The following is a 25,779-nucleotide window of genomic DNA, read 5'->3' as shown; positions in this document are numbered from 1 at the left end:
TCCTGAACCCTGCCGACTGCCATGACCGCCGCGACCGATCCGCTGATTTCCCTTTCACACTACTACCTGCCGGTCTACAAGCCCCGCCAGGTGGTACTGGAGCGCGGCCAGGGCGCCCGTGTGTGGGACAGCCAGGGCCGTGAGTTCATCGATCTGGCCGCCGGCATCGCCGTGTGTGGCCTCGGCCACAACGATCCGGACCTGGTGGCCGCGCTGGTCGAGCAGGCCGGCAAGCTCTGGCACACCAGCAACGTGTTCTACAGCGCGCCGCCGCTGCACCTGGCCGAGGAGCTGGTCAAGGCCAGCCGCTTCGCCGAGCGCGTGTTCCTGTGCAATTCCGGCGCCGAAGCCAACGAGGTGGCGATCAAGATGGTCCGCAAGTGGGCCTCCAGCCAGGGGCGCCCGGCCGACAAGCGGGTGATCATCACCTTCCGCGGCAGCTTCCACGGTCGCACCCTTGGCGCGGTGACCGCTACTGCCCAGCCGAAGTACCAGGAAGGCTACGAGCCGCTGCCCGGTGGTTTCCGCTACATCGATTTCAACGACGAAGTGCAGCTGGAAACCGCGATGGCCGCCGGTGACGTGGCGGCGGTGATGCTGGAGCCGATCCAGGGCGAGGGCGGTGTGATGCCGGCCAAGTCCGGCTTCCTCAAGCGCGTGCGCGAACTGTGCGACCAGCACAACGCACTGCTGGTGCTGGACGAGATCCAGGCCGGCATGGGCCGCACCGGCACGCTGTTCGCGCACTGGCAGGACGAGGTGGTGCCGGACATGGTCACCCTGGCCAAGGCGCTGGGTGGCGGCTTCCCGATCGGCGCGATGCTGGCCGGCCCGAAGGTGGCCGAAACCATGCAGTTCGGTGCGCACGGCACCACCTTCGGTGGCAACCCTCTGGCCGCTGCGGTCGCACGCGTTGCGCTGCGAAAGCTGGCCTCGGCGGAGATCGCCGCCAATGTCAGCCGCCAGTCGAAGGCGCTGCGCGATGGCTTTGCGCGCATCAACGAAGAATTCGGCGTGTTCAGCGACGTGCGTGGCCGCGGCCTGATGCTGGGCGCGGTGCTGGGCAAGGACTTCGCCGGCCAGGCCGGGGCGATCCTCGACCATGCCGCCGAGCAGGGCCTGCTGACCCTGCAGGCCGGCCCGGACGTGCTGCGCTTCGTGCCGTCGTTGAACATCACCGACGAAGAAGTGGCCGAAGGCCTGAAGCGCCTGCGCGCGGCGATTGCTGCGTTCATTGCCGCGCGCTGAAGCCTGCAGAGGCATCTGTAGAGCCGAGCCTACGCTCGGCTCATCGCGATGTCAGGCAACAGGAGCCGAGCATGGGCTCGGCTCTACAGCGCGTCACGCGATCCGATAGCGCTTCAACACCTTGCCCAATCCCCGGCCATCGCGCACGGTTTCCGCGTGCAGGCCGGCAGCGCGCGCGCCACGCACATTGGCGAACAGGTCATCGACGAACAGCGCGCGCGAAGGCGCCACGCCCAGCGCTTCCAGCGTGCGTAGAAACACCGCCGGTGCAGGTTTGCGCAGGCCGAAATCCGCACTGCAGAACACGCGCGCCTGCAGGGCAGGAAACAGTTCCGGCAGCAGGGTGGGCAATGCCTGCTGCATCAGGGCGCCGTTGTTGGTCAGCACCGCGATTGGCAGTTGCAGGGCCTGCAATCGTTGCAACACGGCCGCCTGAGGATGGCTGGCGGCCCGTCGCGCCGCGGTCCATGCAGCCACATCGACAGTCGTGCCCAGAAGCTCTCCCAGCTGCGCCAGATAGGCCGGGCCATCAAGCGTGCCATTGTCATGCGCTGCTTCCAGTCCGCTGTCATACAGCGCGGCCTGCACGGCCTGCGTCGGAACATCCAGCGCCTGCGCCAGATACAGCACGCGCTGCGCGCGCTGGTACTGCACCAGCACGCCATCCACATCCAGCAGCAACAGATCGATCCGCATCGGCCGAGCATGCCATTGCGATGAGTGCGCGGGAAACCCTGGAGCTGCCATGCGACAGACGGTCGCAGCCGGGCGGGCATAGGCCTGCCTAGAATGGCGCTCGAATCCGCAGGAGATGCAACGATGAAGGCTTGGGTGGTGGCAGTGGGACTGGGCGCGCTGATGCTGGCGCCGTCGGCGATGGCGCGGGTGTGTGCGGTGAGCATCGACAGCACCGACCAGATGAGCTTCAGCAGCCGCGAGATCAAGGTCGCCGCCGACTGCACCGCCGTAGACCTGACCCTGCGCCACACCGGCAAGCTGGCCGCTACCGCGATGGGCCACAACTGGGTGCTGACCCGCACTGCCGATTACCAGCCGGTGGCGATGGCGGGCATGCGCATGACGCTGGCTGACAGCTACCTGCCGAAGGCCGACAAGCGCGTGCTGGCGCACACCAAGGTGATCGGCGGTGGTGAGACCACGCGTGTGCGTTTCTCTACCCAGGGCCTGCAGAAGGGCGGTGACTACACCTTCTTCTGCTCGTTCCCCGGCCACTTCGCGATGATGAAGGGCAAATTCGTCTTCGGTTGAAAAAAGGGGACGGAGGGGATTAAGTCGTTTGTGCACAAACGACTTGATCCCCTCCGTCCCCTTTTTTGCGATCAGCCCTTGGCGGCCTTGAACGCCACGCGTGCTGCGGCCAGCGTCGCCTCGATCACGGCATCGTCGTGGGCGCTGGACAGGAAGCCGGCCTCGTACGCCGACGGGGCCAGGAACACGCCCTGCTCCAGCATCGCGTGGAAGAAGCGGTTGAACGCCGGGATGTCACAGGCGGTGGCCTGCGCATAGGTCTCCACCTTCTCGCTGGTGAAGAACAGCCCGAACATCGCACCCACGCAGGTGGTGGTCACGGCCACACCTGCGTCGGCGGCGGCCGCTTCCAGACCCGCACACAGGCGTGCGGTGCGCTCGGCCAGGTCGGCGTGGAAACCCGGCTGCTGGATCAGCTCCAGCATCGCCAGGCCAGCGGCCATTGCCACCGGATTGCCGCTCAGCGTACCGGCCTGGTAGATCGGGCCGGCCGGGGCGATCTGCTGCATCAGCTCGCGACGACCGCCGTAGGCGCCCACCGGCATGCCGCCGCCGATGATCTTGCCGAAGGTGGTCAGGTCCGGGGTGATGCCGTAGTGCGCCTGCGCACCGCCGAGGGCGACGCGGAAGCCCGTCATCACTTCGTCGAAGATCAGCAGCGCGCCATGCTTCGTGCACAGCGCACGCAGGTGTTGCAGGTAGCCCTCGCGCGGCGGGATGCAGTTGGCGTTGCCGACCACCGGTTCGATGATCAGGCCGGCGATGTCGCCACCCTGCTGTTCGAACAGCGCGGTGGCGGCTTCGAAGTCGTTGTAGGGCAGGGTCAGGGTCAGTTCGCTCAGCCCGGCCGGGACGCCCGGCGAGGTCGGCACGCCCAAGGTCAGCATGCCGCTGCCGGCCTTGACCAGGAACGAGTCGCCGTGGCCGTGGTAGCAGCCTTCGAACTTGACGATGCGGTTGCGGCCGGTGGCACCACGCGCCAGGCGGATCGCCGACAGCGTGGCCTCGGTGCCGGAGTTGACCATGCGCACCATCTCGCACGATGGCACCAGGCGGGTGATGGTTTCGGCCATGGTCACTTCGGCCGCGCACGGCGCACCGAAGGACAGGCCGTTGTCGATCGCCTTCTTCACCGCCTGGCGCACGGCCGGGTGGTTGTGGCCGACGATCATCGGGCCCCAGGAACCGACGTAGTCGATGTAGCGGTTGCCGTCGACGTCGTACAGGTAGGCGCCATCGGCGCGTTCGACGAAGAACGGCTCGCCGCCGACCGACTTGAACGCGCGCACCGGCGAATTGACGCCGCCCGGCAGCAGCTGCTGGGCGCGGGAGAACAGGGCGTGGGACTGGTCGTGGTTCATGGGGCTTTCCTGGGCGTTACGCGAACTGGGCGAGGTAGGCGCGCTGGGTCGCGACCGGGTCCTGCGCGGCGTAAATGCCGCTGACCACGGCCACCAGGTCGGCGCCGGCGTCGATGATGGGACCGACATTGTCCGGCGTCAGCCCGCCGATCGCCACCCGCGGCACGCCCAGTGCGGCGCTTTGCCGCAGCAGGTCGGTATGGGCGCGGCTGGTGGTGATCTTGGTGGTGGTCGGGAAGAACGCGCCGAAGGCCACGTAGCTGGCGCCGGCAGCCACGGCCTTCTCGGCATTGGCCAGCTGGTCGTAGCAGGAGGCGCCGATGATGGCGTCGGGGCCGAGCAGGGCGCGCGCGCTGGGGATGTCACCGTCGGTGCCGCCCAGGTGCACGCCGGCCGCGCCCACGGCCTTGGCCAGCGCCGGGTCGTCGTTGATGATCAGCGGCACGCCGCGCTCCGCGCACAACGCCTGCAGGGCGGTGGCCTGTTCCTGCCGCAGCGCGTCGTTGGCGGTCTTGTTGCGGTACTGCAGCCAGGTGGCGCCAGCGGCCAGCAGCGGCGCGGTACGGGCCAGCAGGTGCGCGGTATCGGGCTCGTCCGGGGTGATCAGGTAGACGCCGCGGGGCGCCGGGGAAGCAGAAGTCATCGATGGCTACCGGTGCGTGGGCCGCGATGGGACAATGGCGGCCCGTGAATCCAGCCCTGATTATCCGATGAGCGATGCCACCCCCACCACCTTGCGCACCTGGATGTGCGTGGTCTGCGGCTTCCTTTACAGCGAAGCGGAAGGCTTGCCGGGGGAGGGCATCGCGCCGGGCACGCGCTGGGAGGACATTCCCGAGACCTGGACCTGCCCCGATTGCGGGGTGACCAAGGCCGATTTCGAGATGGTCGAAGTCGATTGACTGGAGGGCCACCCGGCCCATCCGGTGGGTGTGGACCGTTGGTCCACACACCGACGCCCTCAATGCAGCCGCGGCATCGGCCCGCCGAGGTCGATCAGCTTCTCGCGCAGCCACTGCGCATCGCTGGCCTCGGGATTGCGCTTCAGGTACTGCCCCAGGTCATGGCGGGCACCGGCCAGATATTCCAGCTGCAGATAGGCCAGGCCGCGGTCACGCAGCGCATCGTCCTGCTCCGGGGCGAGCTTCAGCAGGCGGTCGGCACTGCGCGCGGCGCGATCCCATTCGCCGGCCTCGGCATACACGCCGTGCAGGTTGCGCAGCATGCGCATCAGGATCGCGCGCGCCGGCGCCGGGTCGAGAATCTGCGCCAGCACCTGGTCGTCGGGCATCTGCCCGCCCAGGTGTGACTTGGCGCGTTCGCGCAGTTCGTCCACGTCCAGCGGGCGACCACCATTGAACGGGTCCATCACCAGCACGCCGTCGTCCACCGGCAGGCGCACCAGGAAGTGGCCGGGGAAGGACACGCCGTCGAGCGGGATCCCCAGCCGTCGCGACACTTCCATCTGCACCAGCGCCAGCGAGATCGGGTTGCCCAGGCGCCGCTCGAACACCTGGTTGAGATAGCTGTTGCGCGGATCGTAGTACTTGTCGTGGTCGCCGCTGTAGCCCAGCTCGTCGAACAGGTGGCGGTTGATCGCCGCCATCTTCAATGGACTGTTGTCGATGCTCTCCACTTCCGAGCGGAGGTGGTCGACGTGGCTCTGGATCAACGCGTCGTAGGTCGACGGCTGCAGATCGGGGTATTCATCGCGCGCGATCAGCAGCGCGGTCGGCAACAGTGGCAGCGCCTCGTCTTCGAGGTCGGCCAGTGCATCCCAGTCGGGGAGTGTGATCCGGTCCTGCATGGCCACAGACTGGCGTCATTCGCAGGCGGTTTCAAGCGGTGTCGCGTGAAAAATCCGGGGTCAGATCCCTTTCGCGAGCGAATGGGATCTGACCCCTGCAGGGGTGCCGGCCAGCGGCCGGCACTACAGCGCGTGCCGGGCGCAGCCCGGCCGCACCTTACTTTTCGATGCCCGGGCCGAATTTCAGCTCCGTACCGTCCTTCAACTGCAGCTTCTCGGCCTGGCCGGCGTTGAGCTCCAGCACGTAACGTGCCGGGCCACCGCTGGGGTAGGGCGGGCACATGTCGCCGGCCGAGCACGGCGGCACATCACGCTGCTGGCTGACCAGCCTGCGCTGGCTGTCGAAGTACAGGATGTCCAGCGCGATCCTGGTGTTCTTCATCCAGTACGCCTGCATTTCCTCGCGGTCGTGGATGAACAGCATGCCGTGGTCGGCCGCCATCTGGTCGCGGAACATCAACCCGCGCGCGCGGGTTTCATCGTTGGTGGCCAGCTCGACCTGGTAGCGGGCGCCATCCAGTTCGACCCAGTGGCGGGCCGCGTCGGTGGCGCAGCCAGCCAGGGCCAGCAGCGGGAGCATCAGCAGCGAACGCAACAGCGACATCGTCAGGATCCTTCGAAAGGGTCAGAGCACGACCGGCGGCTCGCCGCCGACGATCACCACATCGGCGCGGCGGCGCGCGAACAGGCCCACGCAGACCACGCCCGGCAGTTGGTTGAGCTCGCGCTCCAGCTTTTCCGGATCGGTGATCTGCAGGTTGTGGATGTCCAGGATCTGGTTGCCATTGTCGGTCACCACGCCTTCGCGCCAGGTCGGCTGGCCGCCGGTCATGTCGCGGATCTGGCGGGCGACCAGGCTGCGCGCCATCGGGATCACTTCCACCGGCAGCGGGAATTTGCCGAGCACCGGCACCTGCTTGCTCGGGTCGACGATGCAGATGAAGCGCTCGCTGGCCTCGGCGATGATCTTCTCGCGGGTCAGTGCGGCGCCGCCGCCCTTGATCAGGCACTTGTTCGGATCGCACTCATCGGCGCCGTCCACGTACAGCGACAGGTTGCCGCTGTGGTTCAGCTCGATCACTTCGATGCCGTGCTGCTTCAGGCGCGCGGTGCTCTGCTCGGAGCTGGACACGGCGCCCTTGATGCGGTGCTGGATGCGGGCCAGGGCATCGATGAAATAGGCCACGGTGGAACCGGTGCCGACACCGACGATCATGCCGTCTTCAACGTACTCGATGGCTTTCTCGGCGGCCAGGCGCTTGGCTTCGGACATGGGAGAACTCTCAGGCAGGGAATCAGGATTTCTTTTCCAGCGACAGCAGCAGCTTCCACTGCGCAGCAGTCACCGGGAACACCGACAGGCGGTTGCCCTTGGCAACCAGCGGGAAGCCTTCACCGAGCTCTTCGGCGTGCAGCTTGATCTCGTCCAGCGCGATCACCTGCTTGAGCTTGCGGTCGAAGGCCACGTCCACCAGCATCCAGCGCGGGTTCTCGCGCGTGCTCTTGGGGTCGTGGTAGTCGGATTTTGGATCGAACTGGGTGTCGTCCGGATAGGCCGTGCTGGCCACCGTGGCCAGGCCGACGATGCCCGGCACCTTGGTATTGGAGTGGTAGAACAGGATGCCGTCGCCCACCTGCATGCCATCGCGCATGAAGTTGCGCGCCTGGTAATTGCGCACCCCGTTCCAGGGTTCGACCTTGACCTTGGCCAGGTCATCGATGGAGAAGGCGTCCGGTTCGGACTTCATCAGCCAGTAGCGCTTGCGGGCGGTCATGCGTTCACGGGGGCAGCGGAGGGGAACAGGGTGCCGTCTTCGGTGCAGATCGCATCCACGGGCACGTCCCACGACGCCACCGGCAAGGACTCGACCTGCTGCACCGCGAACGCAGCACCGACCAGCCAGGGCGGCGCCGGCCGGTCGTGGCGGAAGGCGAAGCTGCGATCATACCAGCCGCCCCCCATGCCCAGCCGCCGGCACTGCGTGTCGAAACCCACCAGCGGGGCCACCACCAGCGCCATCTGTGCTGGTTCCAGGGTGTCTTCCAGCGCCACGTCCGGCTCGGGAATGCCGTAACGGTTGCTGGTCAGCGGCTGCCCCGGCCGCCACGGCGCGAAGCGCAGCACGTCGCCGGCCAGCACCGGCAGGCAGTAGGTGAGGCCTTCGGGCAACTGCAACTGCCAGCGGTGCAGGGCGATCTCGCCATCCAGCGCCCAGTAGCCGGCCACGGCGCCTTCGCGCGGGGCGAACGGCAGGGCGAGCAGGGCATCGGCCAGCGATTCGGCGGCGGCGATGCGCGCAGCTGCGGAGAGTTCACGGCGGCGTTGCCGCAGGTCGTGGCGCAGGGCCTGGCGCGGGTCGGTCATGGCAGCGTGCGGCGGGGGAACAGCCGTCATTGTGCCGGAAAGAACAAGGGCGACGCCCGAAGACGCCGCCCTTGCTGGAATATTGCATTCTCCGCAATGTCGATGCATGCGAAACGACCTTGAACCCGGGGGCTCAAGTGGGAACGCTGGAGAACCATCGGGCTTCCCGCTACAAGGCGGACCTGCACTCCCGGCGCTGTCGCGCTCCCGGTGTCGTTCTTAAGGGACAAGGCGAATGTTTGCACATGCCGTCGAGTACCGCAGAGAACGCATGGCCATTATAGCCAGCGCGCCGGATCTGGATAGGCCGTTCGTCGGCAACAGTACGTGCCAATTCAGATATGAGAAGACGCGTTGTGCACGGTCTTCAGGTGCCGCCGTCGATGGCGCGGTCCAGCCGCCGGTTCAGGTCCGCCAGCGTCTGCTGCAGGGCCACGGCCTGGCGGGCGTTCTCGTCGCGCAGCAGCTGCAGTTCGTGGGCCAGGTTCAGCGCGGCCAGCACGGCGACACGGTCCACGGCGGCCATGCGGTTGCTGCCGCGGATCTCGCGCATGCGCGCATCGAGCAGGCGCGCAGCCGCCATCAGGCTGTCGCGTTCGTCGGCGCCGACGCCCACGGTGTATTCACGATCGAGGATGCGGACGCTGACCGGTTCGGCGCTCATGTGTGCTGCTCCAGGGATTTGAGCCGGCTGATCATCGCTTCCACCCGCGAGCGCGCCTGCTCGTTCTTGGCCAGCAGCGTCGAGCGCTCGGCCACCAGCTGTTCCTGCTGGTGGCGCAGGCTGCGGTTCTCCTCGGCCAGGCGCTGGTTGCGTTCAAGCAACGCTTCCACGCGGGCGGCGAAGTCCTGCAGCTGGGCAAGGGGGTCGGCGGGTTCCATGCAGGCACGATAGGCAAGCCGGGCAAGGGCGGTCAAGCGCTGTCGCAGCAAGGCCGGAGGGCTACCGGGAGGATGCCGCCGGGTTGCTACACTACGGGGTCTCACGGGCGCGCGCGTGCGCGCTCCGGGTTTCCTTTCCGAACGAGCCGCACGATGACCGAACTTCCCTCCGTCGACGACGTTACCCGCGCCAGCCAGGAGCTGGGCCTGGACGCCACCGCTGCCGAGCTGCATGGTGCGCTGTGTGGCTGGCTGGCCGCCGGCGGTGCCCCCGGCAACGACTGGCCGGCGCGCGTGCTGGCCGACGACAACCTGCCGCCGGTGGCCGCCGACAGCGTGCTGGGGCAGCTGCTGCAGGCCACCATCAAGCAGCTGGAAGACCGTGACTTCGCCTTCGAGCTGTTGCTGGCTGACACCGACGAGGTGTCCGCACAGGCCGATGCCATGTTCAGCTGGACCCGTTCCTTCCTGGGTGGTTTCGGCCTGGGCAGCGGCGGCCGTCGCCCGGCCCTGTCCGAAGAGGGTGAAGAAGCGCTGACCGACATGGCCAGCCTGGCACGCGCCTCCAGCGAGGATTTCGAGGCCGGCGGCGATGATGACGACGAAGCGCTGTCGGAGATCGAGGAATTCATCCGCGTGGCGGTGCTGCTGCTGCACGGCGACGTGGTGCTGGCCTCGCGCCACCGCCAGCGCCTGAACTGATGGACATCAAGCAGCGCACCGGCATTGCGGCCGGCGAATACAAGCGTCGTCGCCGCCAGCTGATGGACATGGCCGGCGAGGACGCGATCCTGGTGCTGCCAGCCGCAGCCGAAAAGGTGCGCAGCCTCGATACCCATTACCCGTTCCGGCAGGATTCGGATTTCCAGTACCTGAGCGGCTTCCCGGAGCCGGAAGCGGTGCTGGTGCTGATTCCGGGCCGACGCCACGGCGAGGCCATCCTGTTCTGCCGCGAGCGCGATGCCGAGCGCGAAGCCTGGGATGGCAGCCGCGCCGGCCAGGAAGGCGCGGTGGCCCAGTACGGCATGGACGATGCCTACCCGATCGACGATCTGGACGACATCCTGCCGGGCCTGCTGGAAGGGCGCTCGCGCGTGTATTACCACTTCGGCCGCGACGCCGACTTCGACCTGAAGCTGATCGGCTGGGTCAACCGCGTGCGTTCGCAGGTACGCCACGGTGCGCAGCCGCCACATGAGTTCCTGGAGCTGGGCCACCTGCTGCACGAGCAGCGTCTGTTCAAGTCCGGCGCCGAAGTGGCACTGATGCACCACGCCGCGCAGATCAGCGTGCGTGCGCATCTGGCGGCGATGAAGGCCGCCAGGGCCGGCATCCACGAGTACGAACTGCAGGCCGAGCTGGAACGCGTGTTCCGCGCCAACGATGCGGTGCCCGCGTACTGCAGCATCGTCGGCGCCGGCCGCAATGCTTGCATCCTGCATTACCGCGACAACAACGCGCGGTCGCGCGATGGCGAGTTGGTGCTGATCGATGCCGGTGCCGAGTACCGCGGCTACGCCAGCGACATCACCCGCACCTTCCCGGTGAACGGCCGCTTCAGTGCCGAGCAGCGCGCGCTGCACGACCTGGTCGGCGAGGCGCAGGCGGCGGCGCTGGCCCAGGCCAGGCCGGGCGTGCCCTACGAGGCCGGCCATCTGGCCGCAGTGCAGACCTTGACCGAGGGCCTGCTGCGGCTGGGCCTGCTGAAGGGCACGCTGGAAAAGAACCTGTCCGAGGGCCTGTACCAGCGCTTCTACCGGCACAAGACCGGGCACTGGATCGGCATGGACGTGCACGACGTGGGCGACTACCGCTTGGCCGGTGACTCGCGTCTGCTGGAGCCGGGCATGGCGTTCACCATCGAGCCTGGGTTGTACATCGGCGTGGATGACACGACGGTGGAGCCGCGCTGGCGCGGTATCGGTATCCGCACCGAGGATGACGTGCTGATCACCGACGATGGCCATCGCGTGCTGACCGAAGGCCTGGCGCGCAGCGCCGACGAGATCGAAGCGGTGATGGCGGGGTAGGGGTGTCCTGCAGGGCTTGCCGCCCTGCACCCGCGGTAGTGCCGGCCGCTGGCCGGCAACCTCAACAGCAACAGCAGGCATTCCGTGGGATGGCGGGGTACTGTGGGTTTGCGGGGCCGCCGCAAGTACGTCCTTGTAGGCTTGGTCGCCGCATCCATGCGGCTCACACCCCGCAAACCCACAGCACCCCGCCTTCGACAGGTTCACGGGGCTGTTGGTGGGTGCCGACCGTTGGTCGGCACATCTGTCAGATATCGAATGAATCATCCACGCATGGCGTGGATCTACTGGCAATTGCGGCTGTTGGGTAGGTGTCGACCGTGGTCGACACAGAGCGAGCGCAGCGAGCGACCCGCTTCTGCTTTTCTTTTTCTTTTCCGTGGTTGGACGCGCGCAGGAAACTGTCAAAGGCCGGGCGGCGTGGGTTTGCAGGACCGTTGGCGCCATGGATGGCGCCATCGAGCCCCCATGGATGGGTTTACGGCGTGTCCTGCAGACCCACCCCGCCCGGCAAAGCGCGGCTTTTGCTCCAAGCGACCAACCACGAGGGGCTCAGCCGTTGGCCGCCGCAAACGCCGGCCGCGTCAGGTTGTCCGCCTCGCCCTCAGTGCACAGCACTTCGTCTTCGATGCGGATGCCGCCATACGGACGGAAGAAGTCCACACGGTCCCAGTTGATCGCATCACCATGGCCGGCGTCCTTCACTTCGTTCAACAGCATGTCGATGAAGTACAGGCCCGGTTCGATGGTCACCACCATGCCCGGTTCCAGCACGCGGGTCAGGCGCAGGTACGGGTGGCCGGCCGGGCGTTCGATGCGGCCGCCTTCGTCGCTGGCCGCGAAGCCGGCCACGTCGTGCACCTGCAGGCCGATCAGGTGGCCGATGCCGTGCGGGAAGAACGCGGCGCTGACGCCGGTCTCCAGCGCGGTCTGCGGCGAGACCTTGATCACGCCGAAGTCCTTCAGCACGCCCATCAGCGAAAGATGCGCGTCCACGTGCAGCTGCTTGTAGTCGAAGCCCGGGCGCACCGCCGCGCACATCTGCTGCTGGGCGGCGTCGACGGCGGCGATCATCGCGGCGAATTCGTCGTGGCCCTGGGCGGCGTAGGTGCGGGTGATGTCACTGGCGTAGCCGTCCGCGCTGGCACCGGCATCGATCAGGAAGCTGCGCAGCGGTTGCGGTGCCTTGCGACCCAGCTCGGTGTAGTGCAGCACGGCGGCGTGTTCGTTCAACGCCACGATGTTGCCGTACGGCAGCTCGTTGGCATCCTGGCCCACGGCCTGGCAGTACGCCATGTGGATGCTGAATTCGTCGGCGCCATTGCGGAACGCGGCCTCGGCGGCGCGGTGGCCGCGCACGCCCAGCACCTGCGCCTGGCGCATCAGCGCGATCTCATACGGCGTCTTGCTGCCGCGGTGCCATTCCAGATAGTTCACCACCTGCGCCGGGTTGTTCGGCACGTAGTTGCCCAGCGCGCTCTGCGGCTCGCCGAGGATGGCGCAGCGTGACGGGTCGGCCGGCAGCAGGGCCAGTGCTTCGTCCGGCTTGCGGATGATGTGGATGTCGAAGTGCTCCACCCACCAGCCGCTGGGGGCGTCCGGCACCACGTGCCAGTAGTCGAAGGGCTGGTGGAAGATCACGGCCGGGCGCTTGCCCGGAGTAAACACGATCCAGCTGTTGGGCACGCGGGTCAGCGGCAACCAGGCCTTGAACTGAGGATTGACCGCATACGGGTAATCGCGGTCGTCGAACACCTGGTAGTGGAGGGTGCCGCTGGGCACCACCAGATGGTCGAAGCCGCCGCGGGCCAGCGCCTGTTCGGCACGTCGGCACAGCACGGCCAGGTGGTCGGAATACAGGGCGCCGGGGTCTTGCTGGATCATTGCGGTGGCTCGACACGGAAAACGGTCCTAGATTCTGCCGCATACCGCGAAAAACCGCTGTGCCGGAACCGGCACTCAGGCCGTCGAAACCGGTCCCTCGTCGCCGTCCTCGCCCACCCACTGCCGCAGCAGCTGCCGATGCTCGCGTGACAGGGTGAGGAAGCGGAAGCCGGTCCAGCTCTGCCCGGGTACGTGCGCGGGCTCGCTCCATAGCAGATGCACGCCCACGTCGATGGCCTGCTGGCGGCCATCACCCAGTGGCAACGGGAAGCGCAGCTGGTACAGCGCATCCTCGCGCAGCGGCACGCTGGCCAGCATCAGCATGCCGGTTTCGGAGACATTGCCGAGGCGCCCGACCACGCATTCGCGCATCTGGTCGGTGACCGGCACCAGGTCCGAGACCTGGCGGCGCGGCGCGCGGCGGGTGTCCTGCGGCGGTACGGCCTTCATGCGGGGGTCTCCTGTGCGCGGCCCGTGGCCAGTGCGCGCAGCGTGCCGAGGCTGGCTTCCCAGGCACGGTCGACCAGCCGGCCCTTGTCTTCGGTGACCAGCTGCGCGCGGCCGGCACTGATCTGCCGGGCCAGCGTATCAAGGTCGGTATCGGCGATCTTCTGCCCGCGCGGATTGACGAACAGGGCGTGGCCGGTCAGCAGGCTGTACCAGGACAGGCGCTGGCGTCGCAGCGTGCCATCACCGGTATCGATGTCGAACCAGCTGCCGAACGGGAGCGTGGACAGTTGCTGGTAGGCGGCTTCTTCGGCACTGCTGCGGGGCGTTGCAGGCGAGGTGCCGGTGGGTGTACCAGCGTGCTCGCCCAGGCGCGCACGTGCCTTCAGGCGTGCGCTGAGCTCGGTACGCGAGGTGCTTTCATCCTCGCCACCGGGCGTGGCCAGCCTGCGCGCGACGGCGGCGGCTTCCTCGGCGTGGTAGCCGACCTGCAGCAGGGCCGCCTCCACGTCCGCTGCCAGCGCGGTATCGGTGCCGCCGGGGGCATTGATGGCCTGGGCGGTAATGGCAGCGATGCGCTCGGTCTGTTGCAGCCGTTCCTGCCACTGCGGTGAATCGTCGCCATGGCGCAGGCGGGTGAGGGTCAGTGCATCGGCCCAGGCCTGGCGCAGCAGGGTCTGCACGAAGCGCGGCGGCGACTGCGCGTCGCAGCACTGGTCGATCTGCGCGGTGGCCTGGCGGCGGGCAAGTTCCAGCCGCTCCTTGCCGCGGGCGGCTTCCACATGGCGGCGCTCGGCCAGTTCGGCACGATGGGCCGCCGCACGCTGGTGCTGCTGCACGTCTTCACTGGCGGCGGCAAAGGCCTCCGGCGCCCGCGCATCCTGGCCCAGCAGGCCCTGCACGCTCTGCGCCATGCGCTGCAGCAACTGCGGGTCGACATCATCGTCGACCAGCCAGTGGGCGCCGACTTCGGCAATCTGGTTGAGCAGTTCACGCGCGGGGTGCTCGTCGCGCACGAAGAAGCCGGGGTCGGCCATTGCCGCACGTGCCAGCGGTACCTGCAGGCGCGCCAGCAGGGCGGCCGGCACCGGGTCCGGACGCTGCTGCTGCTGCACCTGCTGCATCAGCATGTGCAGCAGATCGAGGCTGTCGCGGTCGTGGCTGCCCAGCTGGGCCTGCGTGCCATGCTCGCTGCGCAGTTGCGCCACCACGGCCGCCTGCAGGTCGGCTACGCCGGTGGCGGCGCTGGACTGCGCCTGCAGGCGTGCGAGAACCGCATCCACGGCCGCGCTCGGCACTGCATCGCGATCCGCAGGTGCTGCGCTGGCATGGCGTGCCTGCTGCAGCAGCGCATGCAGCGCGCTGCCCGTGGAGGTGGTCAGGCCCGGCGAGGCCGCGCCGGCTGTGCTGTCATCCTGGAAAGCGTCCTGCACCAGGCTCGACCAGGAGCCGGCCGGTGCCGATCCGTTCCAGCCGGTCAGTGGCGCGGCGGCACGCTTTGCCGGCTGCGTGGCGCGACCACCGCCCACCGACTGGGTGATGATCCGCCGGGTGCTCGATGAACGCGCCAGATAGGGGGTGTAGACCAGGCCGGGCAGCACGCCGTGCTGGGCCAACAGGGCATTGGCACGGTCGAGGATGTCGCCCAGGCGTTCCAGCACCTGGCGTTCGAAGCTGCGGTACAGCGCCAGCTGAACGTCGACAGTGAGCGAATCCTGTTCGGCAATCCGGCGCAGCATGGCGCACAGTGCCTGCGGTGCCAGTGGCAGGGTGTCGGCCTCGAAGGCCGGTGCTGCCGCCAGTACGCCTAGGCGTTGGCCCAGCAAGTTGAGCGTGTTGGTCGAACGCAGCGTCTCCCGCCGCACCATCTCGGTCAGCAGCAGGTCGCGGTCCACTTCATGTTCATCGACCAGCGACAGCCCGAGCATGCCGGGCAGCGGCGGTGGCGTGGAACCGGGGCTGAAGTGGGCCGTGGGTTCGCGCAGCCGTATCAGCGCATCGGCCACGGCATCAAGCATGCGGTCAGCGAAATGACCGGAAAAGGCGTGCAACTGACCACGCTGGGCCATCAGCTCGGCCTGCTGCTGCGGATTGCGTGCGCGATCGGCATCGTGCAGCAGGGTCTGCTCCAACGCTTCGACGGTCAGGATCAGCGGCGCGGCCAGCGTCTGTCGGCAGAGGCCGATCAACGCACCCAACAACTCGCGCACCCGCGGTGGCAGGTTGCTGGCGGCGAGCCGGGCTTTGTCGGCGGAGGTGAGGGAAAAGACAGCTGACATCGGCAGGCGGTATCCGGATTCCCGCGGATCGATCTTGTGAATCTACCGTGTCGGCCGCAGTCGGCGCTACTTTAGGCTGAACGTGAATCGCATCCGCCCGGTATGGCCCTGATGTGCGGTACTGCCGGCCGCTGGCCGGCAGCGCTGTCTTTACCGGAGCGCCAGCGGCCGGCACTACCCTCTGCCAAGCGAAGATCACTCCTCCAGGAACAGGCTCACCACATCGTTGGTGAATCGGCGGCCCAGCTCGGTCGGCTGCACATGGCCATCGGTCATGTCCAGCCAGCCGCGCTGCACGGCCTCGGCCAGGGGAGCGTCCAGCACGCTGCGCGGCAGCCCCGTGCGCGACTCGAAATCGCGCAGGCCAAAACCTTCGTGCAGGCGCAGCAGGTTGAGCATGTATTCGAACGGCAGGCGCTCCGGTGCGATCACGTCGTCGCCGCCGAACGAGGCGGGCGTGCCGGCGCTGTCCAGGTAGGCCTGCGGGTGCTTCAGCTTCCAACGCCGCAGCACATGCTCCTCGGCGCCGGAACTGATCTTGCCGTGCGCGCCGGCACCGATGCCCAGGTAGTCGCCGAAGCGCCAGTAGTTCAGGTTGTGCGCGCTCTGCCGGCCGGGGCGCGCATAGGCGCTGACCTCGTACTGGCCGAAACCGGCCTGTGCCAGCAATGCCTGGCAGTGTTCCTGCATGTCCCAGGCGTTGTCTTCGTCGGGAATGCCCTGCGGCGGCCGCGCGAAGAACACCGTGTTCGGTTCCAGGGTCAGCTGGTAGTGGGAGATGTGTGCCGGCTGCAGCGCGAACGCGCGTTCCAGGTCGGCCTCGGCACCGGCCAGGGTCTGTTCCGGCAGCGCATACATCAGGTCGATGTTGAAGTTGTCGTAGCCCGCGTCCTGCGCCATCTTTACCGCGCGCTCGGCTTCGCCACTGTCGTGGATGCGGCCCAGGCGCTTGAGCATCGCATCGTCGAAACTCTGGATGCCGAAGCTGAGGCGGTTGACGCCGGCCGCGCGGTAGCGGTCGAAGCGGCCATGCTCGGCGGTGCCCGGGTTGGTTTCCAGGGTGATTTCGGCGTTGGGGGCAAAGCGCAGGCGCGCGCTGGCCTGCTGCAGGAAGCGGTCGATCGCCTCCGGCGGGAACAGGCTGGGCGTGCCGCCACCGAAGAACACGCTGTGCACCACCCGGCCCCAGACCAGCGGCAGGTCCTGGTCGAGGTCGCGCAGCAGCGCATCGATATAAGCGTCGAACGGCAGCTCGCCCTTGGCCTGGTGCGAATTGAAATCGCAGTACGGGCATTTGCGCACGCACCACGGCAGGTGCACGTACAACGACAGCGGTGGCGGCACCAGCCGCGGCGGGTTGTCGTGGTCGGCGGAGCAGGCTTCGCCGGGCAGGTGGTTGCAGTGGTCGTGGGCGTGCGGCATGGGCTTCTTCGGTAGTGCCGGCCGCTGGCCGGCTTCCCAGGGTCGATCGGGTGGCGTCAGTACAGCGTCGCCAGTTGCTGCTTGAGCTGCTGCAGGGCAATGGCGCGGTGGCTGATGGCGTTCTTCAGTGCCGGCTCCATTTCCGCGGCGGTCAGGCCGTGGGTTGTGTCCAGGAATACCGGGTTGTAGCCGAAACCATTGGTGCCGCGCAGTTCGCGGATGATCTGGCCTTCCCAGCGGCCTTCGCAGATCAGCGGCTGCGGGTCGGTGGCGTGGCGCAGCAGCACGATCACCGCATAGAAGCGGGCGCTGCGCTGGCCATCGGGAATGTCGGCCATCGCGTCCAGCAGCTTGGCATTGTTGGCCGCAGCATTGGTCGGGTGGCCGGCATAGCGTGCGCTGTACAGGCCCGGCGCACCGCCGAGGGCATCGACGATCAGGCCCGAATCATCGGCCAGCGCCGGCAGGCCGGTCGCTTCGCAGGCCGCGCGTGCCTTCAGCAGCGCGTTCTCGACGAAGGTCAGGCCGGTCTCTTCCACATCGCCCAGGCCCAGTTCGGCGGCCGAGGTGATCTGCAGCGGCAGATCGGCAAGGATCTCCTGCATCTCCACCAGCTTGCCGGCGTTGTGGCTGGCCAGTACCAGTTTCTTCATTGACGGGGCTCCAGCAGGTCCCAGGTGTTGCCATACAGATCGCGGAATACCGCAACCGTTGCATAGGGTTCTTCGCGCGGCGCTTCCAGGAACTCGACGCCGGCGGCGACCATCGCCGCGTGGTCGCGGCCGAAGTCGTCGGTGTTGAGGAAGAAGCCGACGCGGCCGCCGGTCTGGTTGCCGATGCGGCTGCGCTGTTCCTCGTCGCTGGCGCGGGCCAGCAGCAGGGCGGCGGCGCTGCCGTCTGTCGGGCCGACCACCACCCAGCGCTTGTGGCCCTGGTCGATGTCCTCCAACAGTGCGAAGCCGAGCTTGCCGGTGTACCAGGCAATGGCTTCGTCATAGTCGGCCACCACCAGGGTGGTCAGGGCGATGCGGCGGTTCATGCCGACAGCGCCGCCTGCTGCGCGGCCAGCAGCTCGGCCACGCCCTTCTCGGCCAAGCCCAGCAGCGCGTCCAGTTCATCGCGACGGAAGGCGTGGCCTTCGGCGGTGCCCTGCAGCTCGATGAAGCCGCCACCGTCGTTCATCACCACGTTCATGTCGGTGTCGCAGTCGCTGTCTTCGGCGTAGTCCAGGTCCAGCACCGGGGTGCCGCGGTACACGCCCACCGACACGGCAGCCACTGCGCCCAGGACCGGGTTGCGCTTGATGTCGCCACGCTTCATCAGCACGTTCACCGCATCGACCAGGGCCACGTAGGCGCCGGTGATGGCGGCGGTGCGGGTGCCACCGTCGGCCTGCAGCACGTCGCAGTCGAGGGTGATGGTGCGTTCGCCCAGCGCATTGCGGTCCACGCAGGCACGCAGGCTGCGGCCGATCAGGCGCTGGATCTCCAGCGTGCGGCCGCCCTGCTTGCCACGGGCCGCTTCGCGGTCGCTGCGGGTATGGGTGGCGCGCGGCAGCATGCCGTACTCGGCGGTGACCCAGCCTTCGCCCTTGCCGCGCAGGAAGCCCGGCACGCGGTTCTCGACGCTGGCGGTGCACAGCACGCGGGTTTCGCCGAAGCACACCAGCACCGAACCTTCGGCGTGGCGGGTGAAGCCGCGTTGGATGACGACCGGGCGGAGCTGGTCGGGCTGGCGGCCGCTGGGGCGGGAATCGGACATGGTGCGGGTTCCGTAATGGCGAGGGAGTACGCCGCCACGCCCGCGGCCTTCATGGGGCGGGCAAGGGGGCTCTGGTGAGGGCGCTAGGGTACCATTCCCCCTTTGCACGCACCGGACACATTCCATGATTCGAAGCATGACCGCCTATGCCGGCGGCGAGCGGGTCACCCCGTGGGGCACGCTGGGCTGCGAGCTGCGCTCGGTCAATCACCGCTTCCTGGAGGTCGGCACCCGCCTGCCCGAGGAGCTGCGGGCGCTGGAACCGCAGCTGCGCGAGCGCATCGCCGCGCGCCTGAGCCGTGGCAAGCTGGATCTGGTGATGCGCCTGCGCGCGCCGGAAGCGGCGGCCAACCTGCAGGTGGACGAGGCGCTGCTGGGCCAGCTGGGTCGCCTTGCGCACCGGCTGACCTCCGATTTCCCCAACCTCCAGGTCAGCTTCACCGACCTGCTGCAACTGCCGGGCGTGACCCGTGGCGAGGCCACCGATGCCGCCGCCCTGCAGGTCGAGGCGCTGGCGCTGCTGGACCAGGTGCTGGATGGCTTCGTCGAGGCCCGTGAGCGCGAAGGCGGCAAGTTGTCTGCGGCCATCAGCGAGCGCGTGGACGGCATCGAGCGCATCGCCACCGAAGTGCGCACGCTGATTCCGGCCATTCGCGACGGCCAGCGCGCCAAGCTGGCCGCACGCCTGGCCGACCTGCCGCACCCGGTCGACCCTGGTCGTGCCGAACAGGAGCTGGTGCTGTGGCTGCAGAAGCTGGACGTGGATGAAGAGCTGGACCGGCTCGGCAGCCACATCGTCGAGATCCGCCGCGTGCTCAAGCAGCGCGAGCCGGTCGGCCGCCGCTTGGACTTCCTGCTGCAGGAGTTCAACCGCGAAGCCAACACGCTGGGCTCGAAGTCGGTGGACAGCCGCACGTCCAATGCCGCGGTGGAGCTGAAGGTGCTGATCGACCAGATCCGCGAGCAGGTGCAGAACATCGAATGATGTTGCATCCAGCGATACAGCAGGGGCGCCTTCGGGCGCCCTTGTCGTTCCAGCGCATCAGCGCACGCTGACGCCCGGCGCGCCTTCGGCCAGCCGCCCCACCACGGCCGCCTGGACGAACCCTGCGTCGTGGAAACAGGCCAGCACCGCGTCCACCGCTTCCGGGGCACAGGACACCAGCAGGCCGCCACTGGTCTGCGGATCTGTCAGCAGCGGCTGCCAATGTGCTGGCAAGCCCTCGGCGAAGCGCACCTCGGTGCCATAGGAAGCCCAGTTGCGGTGGGAGGCGCCGGTCACGCAGCCACGCTGCAGCAGCTCCAGTGCCTGTGGCAGCAGCGGCACCTGTGCACTGTCCACCTCGGCGGCAACGCCACTGGCACGGCACACTTCCAGCAGGTGGCCGAGCAGGCCGAAACCGGTCACGTCGGTCATGGCATGCACGCCGTCCAGCGCGGCCAGCGGCACGCCCACGGTGTTAAGTCGGGTGGTCGACGCGATCATCTGCCGGTAGCCGTCGGCATCCAGCACTTCTTTTTTCAGTGCTGACGAATACACGCCCACGCCCAGCGGCTTGCCCAGCACCAGCACATCGCCGGCGCGGGCATCGGCATTGCGCTTGAGCCGCTGCGGATCGAGCACGCCGATCGCGGCAAGGCCATAGATCGGTTCCACCGAATCGATGCTGTGGCCACCGGCCACCACGATGCCGGCATCGGCGCAGGCACGTTCGCCGCCCTGCAGGATGCCGCGGATGGTGTCCTGCGGCAGCGTGTTGATCGGCATGCCGACGATGGCCAGCGCGAACAGCGGGCGCGCGCCCATCGCATACAGGTCCGACAGCGCGTTGGTGGCGGCGATGCGGCCGAAGTCGAATGGATCGTCGACGATCGGCATGAAGAAATCAGTGGTGGCGACAATCGCCTGGCGGTCATCGAGGCGGTACACCGCGGCGTCGTCGCTGGTCTCGCGGCCAACCAGCAGTTCGGCCGGTGCCGGAAGTGCTGGAACGCCGCGCAGCAGTTCGCTCAGCACGCCCGGCGCGATCTTGCAGCCGCAGCCGCCGCCATGCGCGAGAGATGTCAGTCGTTGCGGGGCATCGGCCGTTGACGGGGCGGGGGACTGCACGTGCGTGGCCATGCCGACATCTCCAGCGGAAACACGAATGGCGGAAGACAGCAGGAGTCGAACCTACCAGGGAACGATCGACGCCCCCTACTGGGTTTGAAGCCCAGCCGCATGCCCGGATGCGCATGCCTTCCGAAAGTACGGCGGTAGCGGTGGGCTCAGTCGCGGGCTGCGTTCCACTGCAGGTCGCCACGCGGCCGATGCTGGTCACCGACGCGTCGAGTGTAGCCAACGCGATTGAAGAACTCCAAGATCTGGATGCTGCGCTTGCGGCCCAGGCCGATGGCATCGCGGAAGGTGGCCGCATCCACCGTGCCGCTGGCCCGTGACAGCTGCGCGACGATCGCGGCGAGTTCGGCAATGCGTGCGGGTGCATAGAACAGGTCCGGTACCACCTGGAACAGTTCGCCACGTGTGGCGGCGCGGCGCAGGACGGCGCGGACCTCGTCTTCGGCCATTCCGATCTCCGCGGACAGGGTGCGCACCCACGGTGGATCGAAGCCCCCGGCGTGCAGTTGCGGCAGCACGCGTTCCAGCAGCAGACGCTCGCGTTCCGGTGGCGCATGGTCATGGCCGGGCAGGCGCCACCAGGCACCCACGCGTTGCACACTGCCGTCGTCCAGTAGCTCCTGCAGCAGGGCATTCCAGAGGCTCGCTGCAAGCGAGGGCAGGGTGCTGCGCTGCAGGCGGCCGCTGTCGACACCGGGTTCGTCCGGGCGTCGCTCATGCCATCCACGCAGTGAGGCGATCACCTGCTCGCGCAATGCCTGCCAGTGCGAGGCGAGGATGACCACCGTGTCTTCGCGGGTGATGACGCGCTGTGCGCCTGCGGGAAGAACGATCCGGTCGGCGGCGCGCCGGCAGTAGCGCTGCAGCGCGGCCATGGCAACACCGAAGGGCGCCTGCTGCAACAGTGGGCCGATTCCCGCACCCGCGGCCAGTTGCTCCAGTGCTCCCAGCCATGCGAGCCGTGCAGGACTGCGCCGGCGCCGCTGTGGCGGGTCCGGATCGAGCACGAGGCCGCCGCCCAGCGTGTGGGTGGCCGCTGAATCGCGGGCAATGAAGCGGTCGCCACACATCGCACAGACCGGAGCATCGAACACCAGCTGCACCAACTGCCCATCACCGTGGTCATGGTCCTCCAGCAGCACCACATGGGCCTGCCGGTGCATCGTGCCCCAGTGGATATGCAGCGGTGCCCAGTCGCGCAACGGTGCGGCCAACGCGGACAGCCGCAACCGCACATCAACGCGGGTGGTGGCCAGCAGTGCGCGTGCGTCGGCGATCCAGTCACCGCGGCGGATGTCATCACGGGCGATGGCCGCCAGGTTCAGCGCGCAGCGCTGCCCGGCCATCGCGTGGTCACTGGCCTGGTTCTGCGCGTGGATGCTGCGTATGCGCACTTCAGTGGCGGCCGGCATCAGCTGCAGATGCTCACCCACCGCGGCGATGCCGCCGTGCACTGCGCCGGTCACCAGGGTGCCGTGGCCGGCCAGCGAGAACACGCGGTCCACCGGCATGCGGAACAGCTCGCTGCGCAGTTCGGCCTGGCGCGTGCTGGCGTCGTCCGCCGCCCAAGCGTGCAGCTGGGTACGCAGCGCGTTGATGCCAGCATCGTCGGGTGCGGTGCTGTTGCAGATGAACACAGGGGAATCCTGCAGCGGCGTGCCGGCCAGCAGGGCAGCGACCTCGATCTCGACCCGGGCCAGGCGCGCCGCATCCACACGGTCGATCTTGGTCAGCGCCACCGCACCGCGGTTCACGCCCAGCAGTTGCAGGATGGCCAGATGCTCGCGGGTCTGTGGCATCACGCCGTCGTCGGCAGCGATGACCAGCAGGGCGACGTCGATACCCGTGGCGCCGGCCACCATCGTATGCACGAAGCGTTCATGGCCCGGCACATCGACGAAGCCCAGCGTCGCGGCCGGACCTTCGACGTCCCCGCTTTCCACCGGGACATAGGCGTAGCCCAGTTCGATCGATATGCCGCGCGTACGCTCTTCCCGCAGGCGATCGGTTTCGATGCCGGTCAGTGCGCGTACCAGGCTTGTTTTGCCATGGTCGATATGCCCGGCGGTGCCGACGATCATGCCTGCAGCATGCTCCATTGGGCCAGGAAGGCCGCTTCGTCGGCGGGTTCCAGGCAGCGCAGGTCCAGCCACAACGCGTCATCGGCAATGCGGCACAGCACCGGGCGCGGCAGCTGACGCAGATGCCTGGCCAAGCGATCCAGTCCGCCACGGCGCGCGCTGGTAATGCGCAGTCCGGCGCTGGCCAGCTGCGCCTGTGGCTGGGCGCCGCTGCCGATCTGGCTGTGCATCGAAGCAGGCTCGAGGGTGTAGTCCGCCGCCAGCGAGGCACGCATCGGCTGCAGCAGGCGCTGGGCCTGCGCATCGATATGCTCCTGCGTGCGCGAGAGCGTGCGTAGTGTCGGCAGCCGCTGTGCCAGCAGCTCGGGTTCGCGGTACAGGGCCAGCACCGCTTCCAGTGCGGCCAGGCCCATCTTGTCCATGCGCAGTGCCCGCTTCAGCGGGTTGCGGTTGATCCGTGCAATCAGGTCGGCGCGGCCGGCGATGATCCCGGCCTGGGGCCCGCCCAGCAGTTTGTCGCCACTGAACGAAACCAGATCGGCGCCGGCCGCCAGTGCTTCCTGCACGGTGGGCTCGTGCGGCAGGCCGAAGGCCGCCAGCTCGCACAGGCTGCCACTGCCCAGGTCCACCACCAGCGGCAGGCCATGTTCGTGCGCGATCGCAGCCATCGCCGCGGTGTCGACCTTGGCAGTGAATCCGGTGATCGCGTAGTTGCTGGCATGCACCTCCATCAGCAGCGCTGTGCGCGCGCCGATGGCGTTGGTGAAGTCGGCCGGATGGGTACGGTTGGTGGTACCCACTTCCAGCAGCCGCGCGCCCGCGCTGCGCATCACATCGGGGATGCGGAAGGCACCGCCGATCTCCACCAGTTCGCCGCGCGACACCACCACCTCGCGGCGGTTGGCCAGGCTGTTGAGCAGCAGCAGGACCGCCGCCGCATTGTTGTTGACCACGGTGGCGGCTTCGGCGCCGGTCAGTTCGCAGATCAATGCCTGCACCCGCGCATCGCGGTCACCGCGACGGCCACGGATGACGTCGAACTCCAGATCCACCGGCGCGGTCATCGCGCGGGTGACGGCCTGCACCGCAGCCTCGGGCAGCAATGCGCGACCCAGGTTGGTATGCAGTACGGTGCCGGTCAGGTTGAACATCGGTTGCAGGTCCAGCCGTGCATCGGCTGCCAGTGCGGCCTCGACTGCCGTCGCCAGCGCCGGGCCGTCGACCGCTTCCTGCAGCTGCGCGGTCGACAACTGACCGGCGCTGATACGGTCGCGCAGCACCTGCAGGTGCGAACGCAGCAGCTGGGTGATGCGGCTTCGACCGTGGCCTTCGATCAGTGGCGCCAGTGCAGGCAGGCGCAGCACCCGGTCCAGCGAGGGCAGGGCGGCGGCCGATGCCGGGGCGGGGGGCATGGCTGTCATCGCCTCAATCGCCGTCGGATTGCCATAGCAGCGGATTCTGGCTGGCACGCGCATAGCCTTCCTCGGCCAGCAGCAGATCCAGCGCCAGCGTGCCGAGGTCATCGGCCACCGGCTCCAGTGACGGGTCTTTCTCCAGATACAGGATCTTGCGATAGCTGTGGCAGTGGTCGCAGGTCTCAGCGCGTACCGCGCTCTCGCGCACCGCCTCGCCGCTGTCGCCGTCCACATCGGCCAGGGCGCGATAGGCGATGTCCTTGCCGGCGGCACCACACTGGCTGCACTGCACGCGCACGTAGTGCCACTGGCAGGCGCACAGCGAGCACGACAGGTAACGGTACGATGCATAGGGTGGGCGTGCCTGCACCACGCTGGTCACCGGCAACGTGCCGCACAGCGGGCACAGCCCTGGCGCATCAGCCAGCGGCTTCAGGTCGATAGGGCGGAAGCTGGCTGCGAGCACCGCCCAGTAAACCTGCAGTGCGTTCATCACCAGCAGTGCAGCGACCGCATCCACCGATGGCGCGTCATCACGCTCCAGCACGGCATGGGCCTGCGCATCCAGCCAGGCATCGTCGGCCGCGGCGACGCGATGCAGCTCCTGGCGGGTTTCCACCGGCAGCCCGGCCTCGTTGGCACAGTGCTGGCACAGCGTGCGCAGCCAGTCGCGCCAGCGTCCATCCAGGTGAAGCGTGTTGGCCGGCCGCAACGGCATGCCGGCACCGGCCGCCGCACTCGACTGCTGCGCACGTGCCTGCCATTGCAGTGCCTCGCGCTGTTGCGGTGTCAGCCCGTCCAGCAGCGCCTGCTGTGCATCGGCCAACGCCGCCAGCAGCTGCAGGTAGCCGCCGATGGCACTGTGCGCGGCCAGGCTGCGCAGGCGCGTCGCGCGCTCAGCGAACAGTGATGTGACATCGGGCAGGATGATGCGCGGAACATCGCGCGAGTCGAGCGTCTCGATCTCACCGGGTTCAAGGATCCGTTGCGCCATGCAGGGCCAGCCAGAAGAACCAGGCTCCATCCTCGCCGTTGTCAGCGCTGGCGTCCAGCGTGTTGCCGGCCATTTGAAAGGTTGGGGTCAGATCCGTTTTCCACAGGAAAACGGATCTGACCCCATCGGTTGGTTGAAAGTGGATCCCGAGCGTTGGTCGGGATTCGATCAGTGCCGACCAACGGTCGGCACCCACCGACAGATCGCGGCCAACTGTCGAGGGCGGGGTGGGGCCGGTTGCGGGGGCGTGAACCGCATGGGCCCGAGGCATGCTTCGGGCGGGTTGGGCAGGACGCCCAACCCCGGTCTTGCCGTGTGCGCAGGACAGCGCACACGAGCAAGCGGCGACCGAGCTTACATGGGTGAGGGCGCTTTGCTTGCGAAGCACTGCTTCGCAAGCGCCCGAACGCACAGC

27 protein-coding genes, 1 tRNA gene and 1 other RNA gene are annotated in these 25,779 nt (G+C 68.0%); 6 read left to right on the top strand and 23 right to left on the bottom strand.

What is annotated here, in order from left to right; genetic code table 11:
* The first annotated feature begins 21 nt into the window (after positions 1-21).
* Entirely contained in the window at positions 22-1,248 is a 1,227-nt protein-coding gene (locus AC5P9W_RS00145) for an acetylornithine transaminase (RefSeq protein WP_134731315.1), read from the top strand.
* A gap of 93 nt (positions 1,249-1,341) precedes the next feature.
* Here AC5P9W_RS00145 and AC5P9W_RS00140 read toward each other — a convergent pair whose 3' ends face one another.
* Entirely contained in the window at positions 1,342-1,944 is a 603-nt protein-coding gene (locus AC5P9W_RS00140; RefSeq protein ID WP_495218591.1) for an HAD-IA family hydrolase, read from the bottom strand.
* Positions 1,945-2,067: 123 nt separating this feature from the next.
* Here AC5P9W_RS00140 and azu point away from each other — a divergent pair, with 123 nt between their 5' ends.
* The gene (gene azu / locus AC5P9W_RS00135; RefSeq protein WP_021203640.1) at positions 2,068-2,517 is read left to right on the top strand and encodes an azurin; all 450 of its coding nucleotides are present in this window, start codon (positions 2,068-2,070) and stop codon (positions 2,515-2,517) included.
* 71 nt (positions 2,518-2,588) lie between these two features.
* Here azu and hemL read toward each other — a convergent pair whose 3' ends face one another.
* Positions 2,589-3,878 carry a glutamate-1-semialdehyde 2,1-aminomutase gene (gene hemL, locus AC5P9W_RS00130; RefSeq protein WP_019662003.1) on the bottom strand — a complete coding sequence of 430 codons (1,290 nt, stop codon included), beginning with the start codon at positions 3,876-3,878 and terminating at the stop codon, positions 2,589-2,591.
* Between the two features lie 16 nt (positions 3,879-3,894).
* Positions 3,895-4,521 carry a thiamine phosphate synthase gene (thiE, locus tag AC5P9W_RS00125; RefSeq protein ID WP_100446658.1) on the bottom strand — a complete coding sequence of 209 codons (627 nt, stop codon included), beginning with the start codon at positions 4,519-4,521 and terminating at the stop codon, positions 3,895-3,897.
* Between the two features lie 34 nt (positions 4,522-4,555).
* Between thiE and AC5P9W_RS00120 the strand changes: the two genes are divergently transcribed.
* The gene (locus tag AC5P9W_RS00120; protein ID WP_456115443.1) at positions 4,556-4,780 is read left to right on the top strand and encodes a rubredoxin; all 225 of its coding nucleotides are present in this window, start codon (positions 4,556-4,558) and stop codon (positions 4,778-4,780) included.
* A gap of 59 nt (positions 4,781-4,839) precedes the next feature.
* On the opposite strand, the gene AC5P9W_RS00115 is transcribed toward AC5P9W_RS00120, so the two are convergent.
* The 8 genes from AC5P9W_RS00115 to AC5P9W_RS00080 form a co-directional block, all read right to left on the bottom strand.
* On the bottom strand, positions 4,840-5,685 hold the full coding sequence (locus tag AC5P9W_RS00115) for a SirB1 family protein (protein WP_019662001.1): 846 nt from the start codon (positions 5,683-5,685) through the stop codon (positions 4,840-4,842).
* Between the two features lie 157 nt (positions 5,686-5,842).
* Positions 5,843-6,289, bottom strand: coding sequence for a DUF192 domain-containing protein (locus AC5P9W_RS00110; protein ID WP_014648292.1), 447 nt, complete (start codon positions 6,287-6,289; stop codon positions 5,843-5,845).
* 21 nt (positions 6,290-6,310) lie between these two features.
* Complete coding sequence (gene rpiA / locus AC5P9W_RS00105) at positions 6,311-6,958, bottom strand: ribose-5-phosphate isomerase RpiA (protein WP_005419003.1); 648 nt, start codon at positions 6,956-6,958, stop codon at positions 6,311-6,313.
* Between the two features lie 22 nt (positions 6,959-6,980).
* Entirely contained in the window at positions 6,981-7,460 is a 480-nt protein-coding gene (locus AC5P9W_RS00100) for an EVE domain-containing protein (RefSeq protein ID WP_005410901.1), read from the bottom strand.
* A complete protein-coding gene (locus AC5P9W_RS00095; RefSeq protein WP_021204571.1) occupies positions 7,457-8,050 on the bottom strand; it encodes a 5-formyltetrahydrofolate cyclo-ligase in 594 nt (197 codons plus the stop codon). The genes AC5P9W_RS00100 and AC5P9W_RS00095 overlap by 4 nt, the downstream gene beginning before the upstream one ends.
* Before the next feature lie 84 nt (positions 8,051-8,134).
* Positions 8,135-8,320, bottom strand: a non-coding RNA gene (gene ssrS / locus AC5P9W_RS00090) — 6S RNA.
* A 97-nt stretch (positions 8,321-8,417) separates the two neighbouring features.
* Complete coding sequence (locus AC5P9W_RS00085; RefSeq protein ID WP_019661999.1) at positions 8,418-8,714, bottom strand: cell division protein ZapA; 297 nt, start codon at positions 8,712-8,714, stop codon at positions 8,418-8,420.
* On the bottom strand, positions 8,711-8,932 hold the full coding sequence (locus tag AC5P9W_RS00080; RefSeq protein ID WP_005410898.1) for a TIGR02449 family protein: 222 nt from the start codon (positions 8,930-8,932) through the stop codon (positions 8,711-8,713). Before AC5P9W_RS00080 ends, AC5P9W_RS00085 begins: the two co-directional genes overlap by 4 nt.
* A 153-nt stretch (positions 8,933-9,085) precedes the next feature.
* Between AC5P9W_RS00080 and AC5P9W_RS00075 the strand changes: the two genes are divergently transcribed.
* Positions 9,086-9,634, top strand: a complete 549-nt coding sequence (locus tag AC5P9W_RS00075; protein ID WP_495218590.1) for a UPF0149 family protein — start codon at positions 9,086-9,088, stop codon at positions 9,632-9,634.
* A gap of 5 nt (positions 9,635-9,639) precedes the next feature.
* Positions 9,640-10,962 (top strand): aminopeptidase P N-terminal domain-containing protein, encoded by a 1,323-nt coding sequence (locus AC5P9W_RS00070; protein WP_111098876.1) that lies wholly within the window; start codon positions 9,640-9,642, stop codon positions 10,960-10,962.
* 552 nt (positions 10,963-11,514) lie between these two features.
* Here AC5P9W_RS00070 and pepQ read toward each other — a convergent pair.
* From pepQ to rph, 7 genes are all read right to left on the bottom strand, one after another.
* Complete coding sequence (gene pepQ / locus AC5P9W_RS00065; RefSeq protein WP_111102389.1) at positions 11,515-12,846, bottom strand: Xaa-Pro dipeptidase; 1,332 nt, start codon at positions 12,844-12,846, stop codon at positions 11,515-11,517.
* A gap of 75 nt (positions 12,847-12,921) precedes the next feature.
* Positions 12,922-13,296, bottom strand: a complete 375-nt coding sequence (locus AC5P9W_RS00060; RefSeq protein ID WP_021203954.1) for a PilZ domain-containing protein — start codon at positions 13,294-13,296, stop codon at positions 12,922-12,924.
* Positions 13,293-15,572 (bottom strand): DUF1631 family protein, encoded by a 2,280-nt coding sequence (locus AC5P9W_RS00055; protein ID WP_329866039.1) that lies wholly within the window; start codon positions 15,570-15,572, stop codon positions 13,293-13,295. Before AC5P9W_RS00055 ends, AC5P9W_RS00060 begins: the two co-directional genes overlap by 4 nt.
* A 195-nt stretch (positions 15,573-15,767) precedes the next feature.
* Positions 15,768-16,994: a radical SAM family heme chaperone HemW gene (hemW, locus tag AC5P9W_RS00050; protein WP_019661994.1), complete on the bottom strand. Its 1,227-nt coding sequence runs from the start codon at positions 16,992-16,994 to the stop codon at positions 15,768-15,770.
* A gap of 56 nt (positions 16,995-17,050) precedes the next feature.
* The gene (gene rdgB / locus AC5P9W_RS00045; RefSeq protein ID WP_005410891.1) at positions 17,051-17,647 is read right to left on the bottom strand and encodes an RdgB/HAM1 family non-canonical purine NTP pyrophosphatase; all 597 of its coding nucleotides are present in this window, start codon (positions 17,645-17,647) and stop codon (positions 17,051-17,053) included.
* Positions 17,644-18,033, bottom strand: coding sequence for a VOC family protein (locus AC5P9W_RS00040; RefSeq protein WP_188250306.1), 390 nt, complete (start codon positions 18,031-18,033; stop codon positions 17,644-17,646). Before AC5P9W_RS00040 ends, rdgB begins: the two co-directional genes overlap by 4 nt.
* Positions 18,030-18,755 (bottom strand): ribonuclease PH, encoded by a 726-nt coding sequence (gene rph / locus AC5P9W_RS00035; RefSeq protein WP_014648280.1) that lies wholly within the window; start codon positions 18,753-18,755, stop codon positions 18,030-18,032. Before rph ends, AC5P9W_RS00040 begins: the two co-directional genes overlap by 4 nt.
* 124 nt (positions 18,756-18,879) lie before the next feature.
* On the opposite strand from rph, the gene AC5P9W_RS00030 reads away from it, so the two are divergent.
* On the top strand, positions 18,880-19,740 hold the full coding sequence (locus AC5P9W_RS00030; RefSeq protein ID WP_019661992.1) for a YicC/YloC family endoribonuclease: 861 nt from the start codon (positions 18,880-18,882) through the stop codon (positions 19,738-19,740).
* Positions 19,741-19,797: 57 nt separating this feature from the next.
* Here AC5P9W_RS00030 and selD read toward each other — a convergent pair whose 3' ends face one another.
* The 5 genes from selD to fdhE all read right to left on the bottom strand — a co-directional run bounded on the left by selD (position 19,798) and on the right by fdhE (position 25,364).
* Positions 19,798-20,877: a selenide, water dikinase SelD gene (gene selD, locus AC5P9W_RS00025; RefSeq protein ID WP_329866037.1), complete on the bottom strand. Its 1,080-nt coding sequence runs from the start codon at positions 20,875-20,877 to the stop codon at positions 19,798-19,800.
* A 26-nt stretch (positions 20,878-20,903) separates the two neighbouring features.
* Positions 20,904-20,999: transfer RNA gene (locus AC5P9W_RS00020), tRNA-Sec, on the bottom strand.
* Between the two features lie 24 nt (positions 21,000-21,023).
* Positions 21,024-22,955, bottom strand: coding sequence for a selenocysteine-specific translation elongation factor (selB, locus tag AC5P9W_RS00015; protein WP_329866035.1), 1,932 nt, complete (start codon positions 22,953-22,955; stop codon positions 21,024-21,026).
* Positions 22,952-24,376, bottom strand: a complete 1,425-nt coding sequence (selA, locus tag AC5P9W_RS00010; RefSeq protein WP_188250302.1) for an L-seryl-tRNA(Sec) selenium transferase — start codon at positions 24,374-24,376, stop codon at positions 22,952-22,954. The genes selB and selA overlap by 4 nt, the downstream gene beginning before the upstream one ends.
* Before the next feature lie 4 nt (positions 24,377-24,380).
* Entirely contained in the window at positions 24,381-25,364 is a 984-nt protein-coding gene (gene fdhE, locus AC5P9W_RS00005; protein WP_456115440.1) for a formate dehydrogenase accessory protein FdhE, read from the bottom strand.
* Between the last annotated feature and the right edge of the window lie 415 nt (positions 25,365-25,779).

The sequence above is a fragment of the Stenotrophomonas sp. YJH_SMC_33 genome, assembly GCF_059372295.1.
This window is presented reverse-complemented; position numbering and strand designations above follow the sequence as displayed.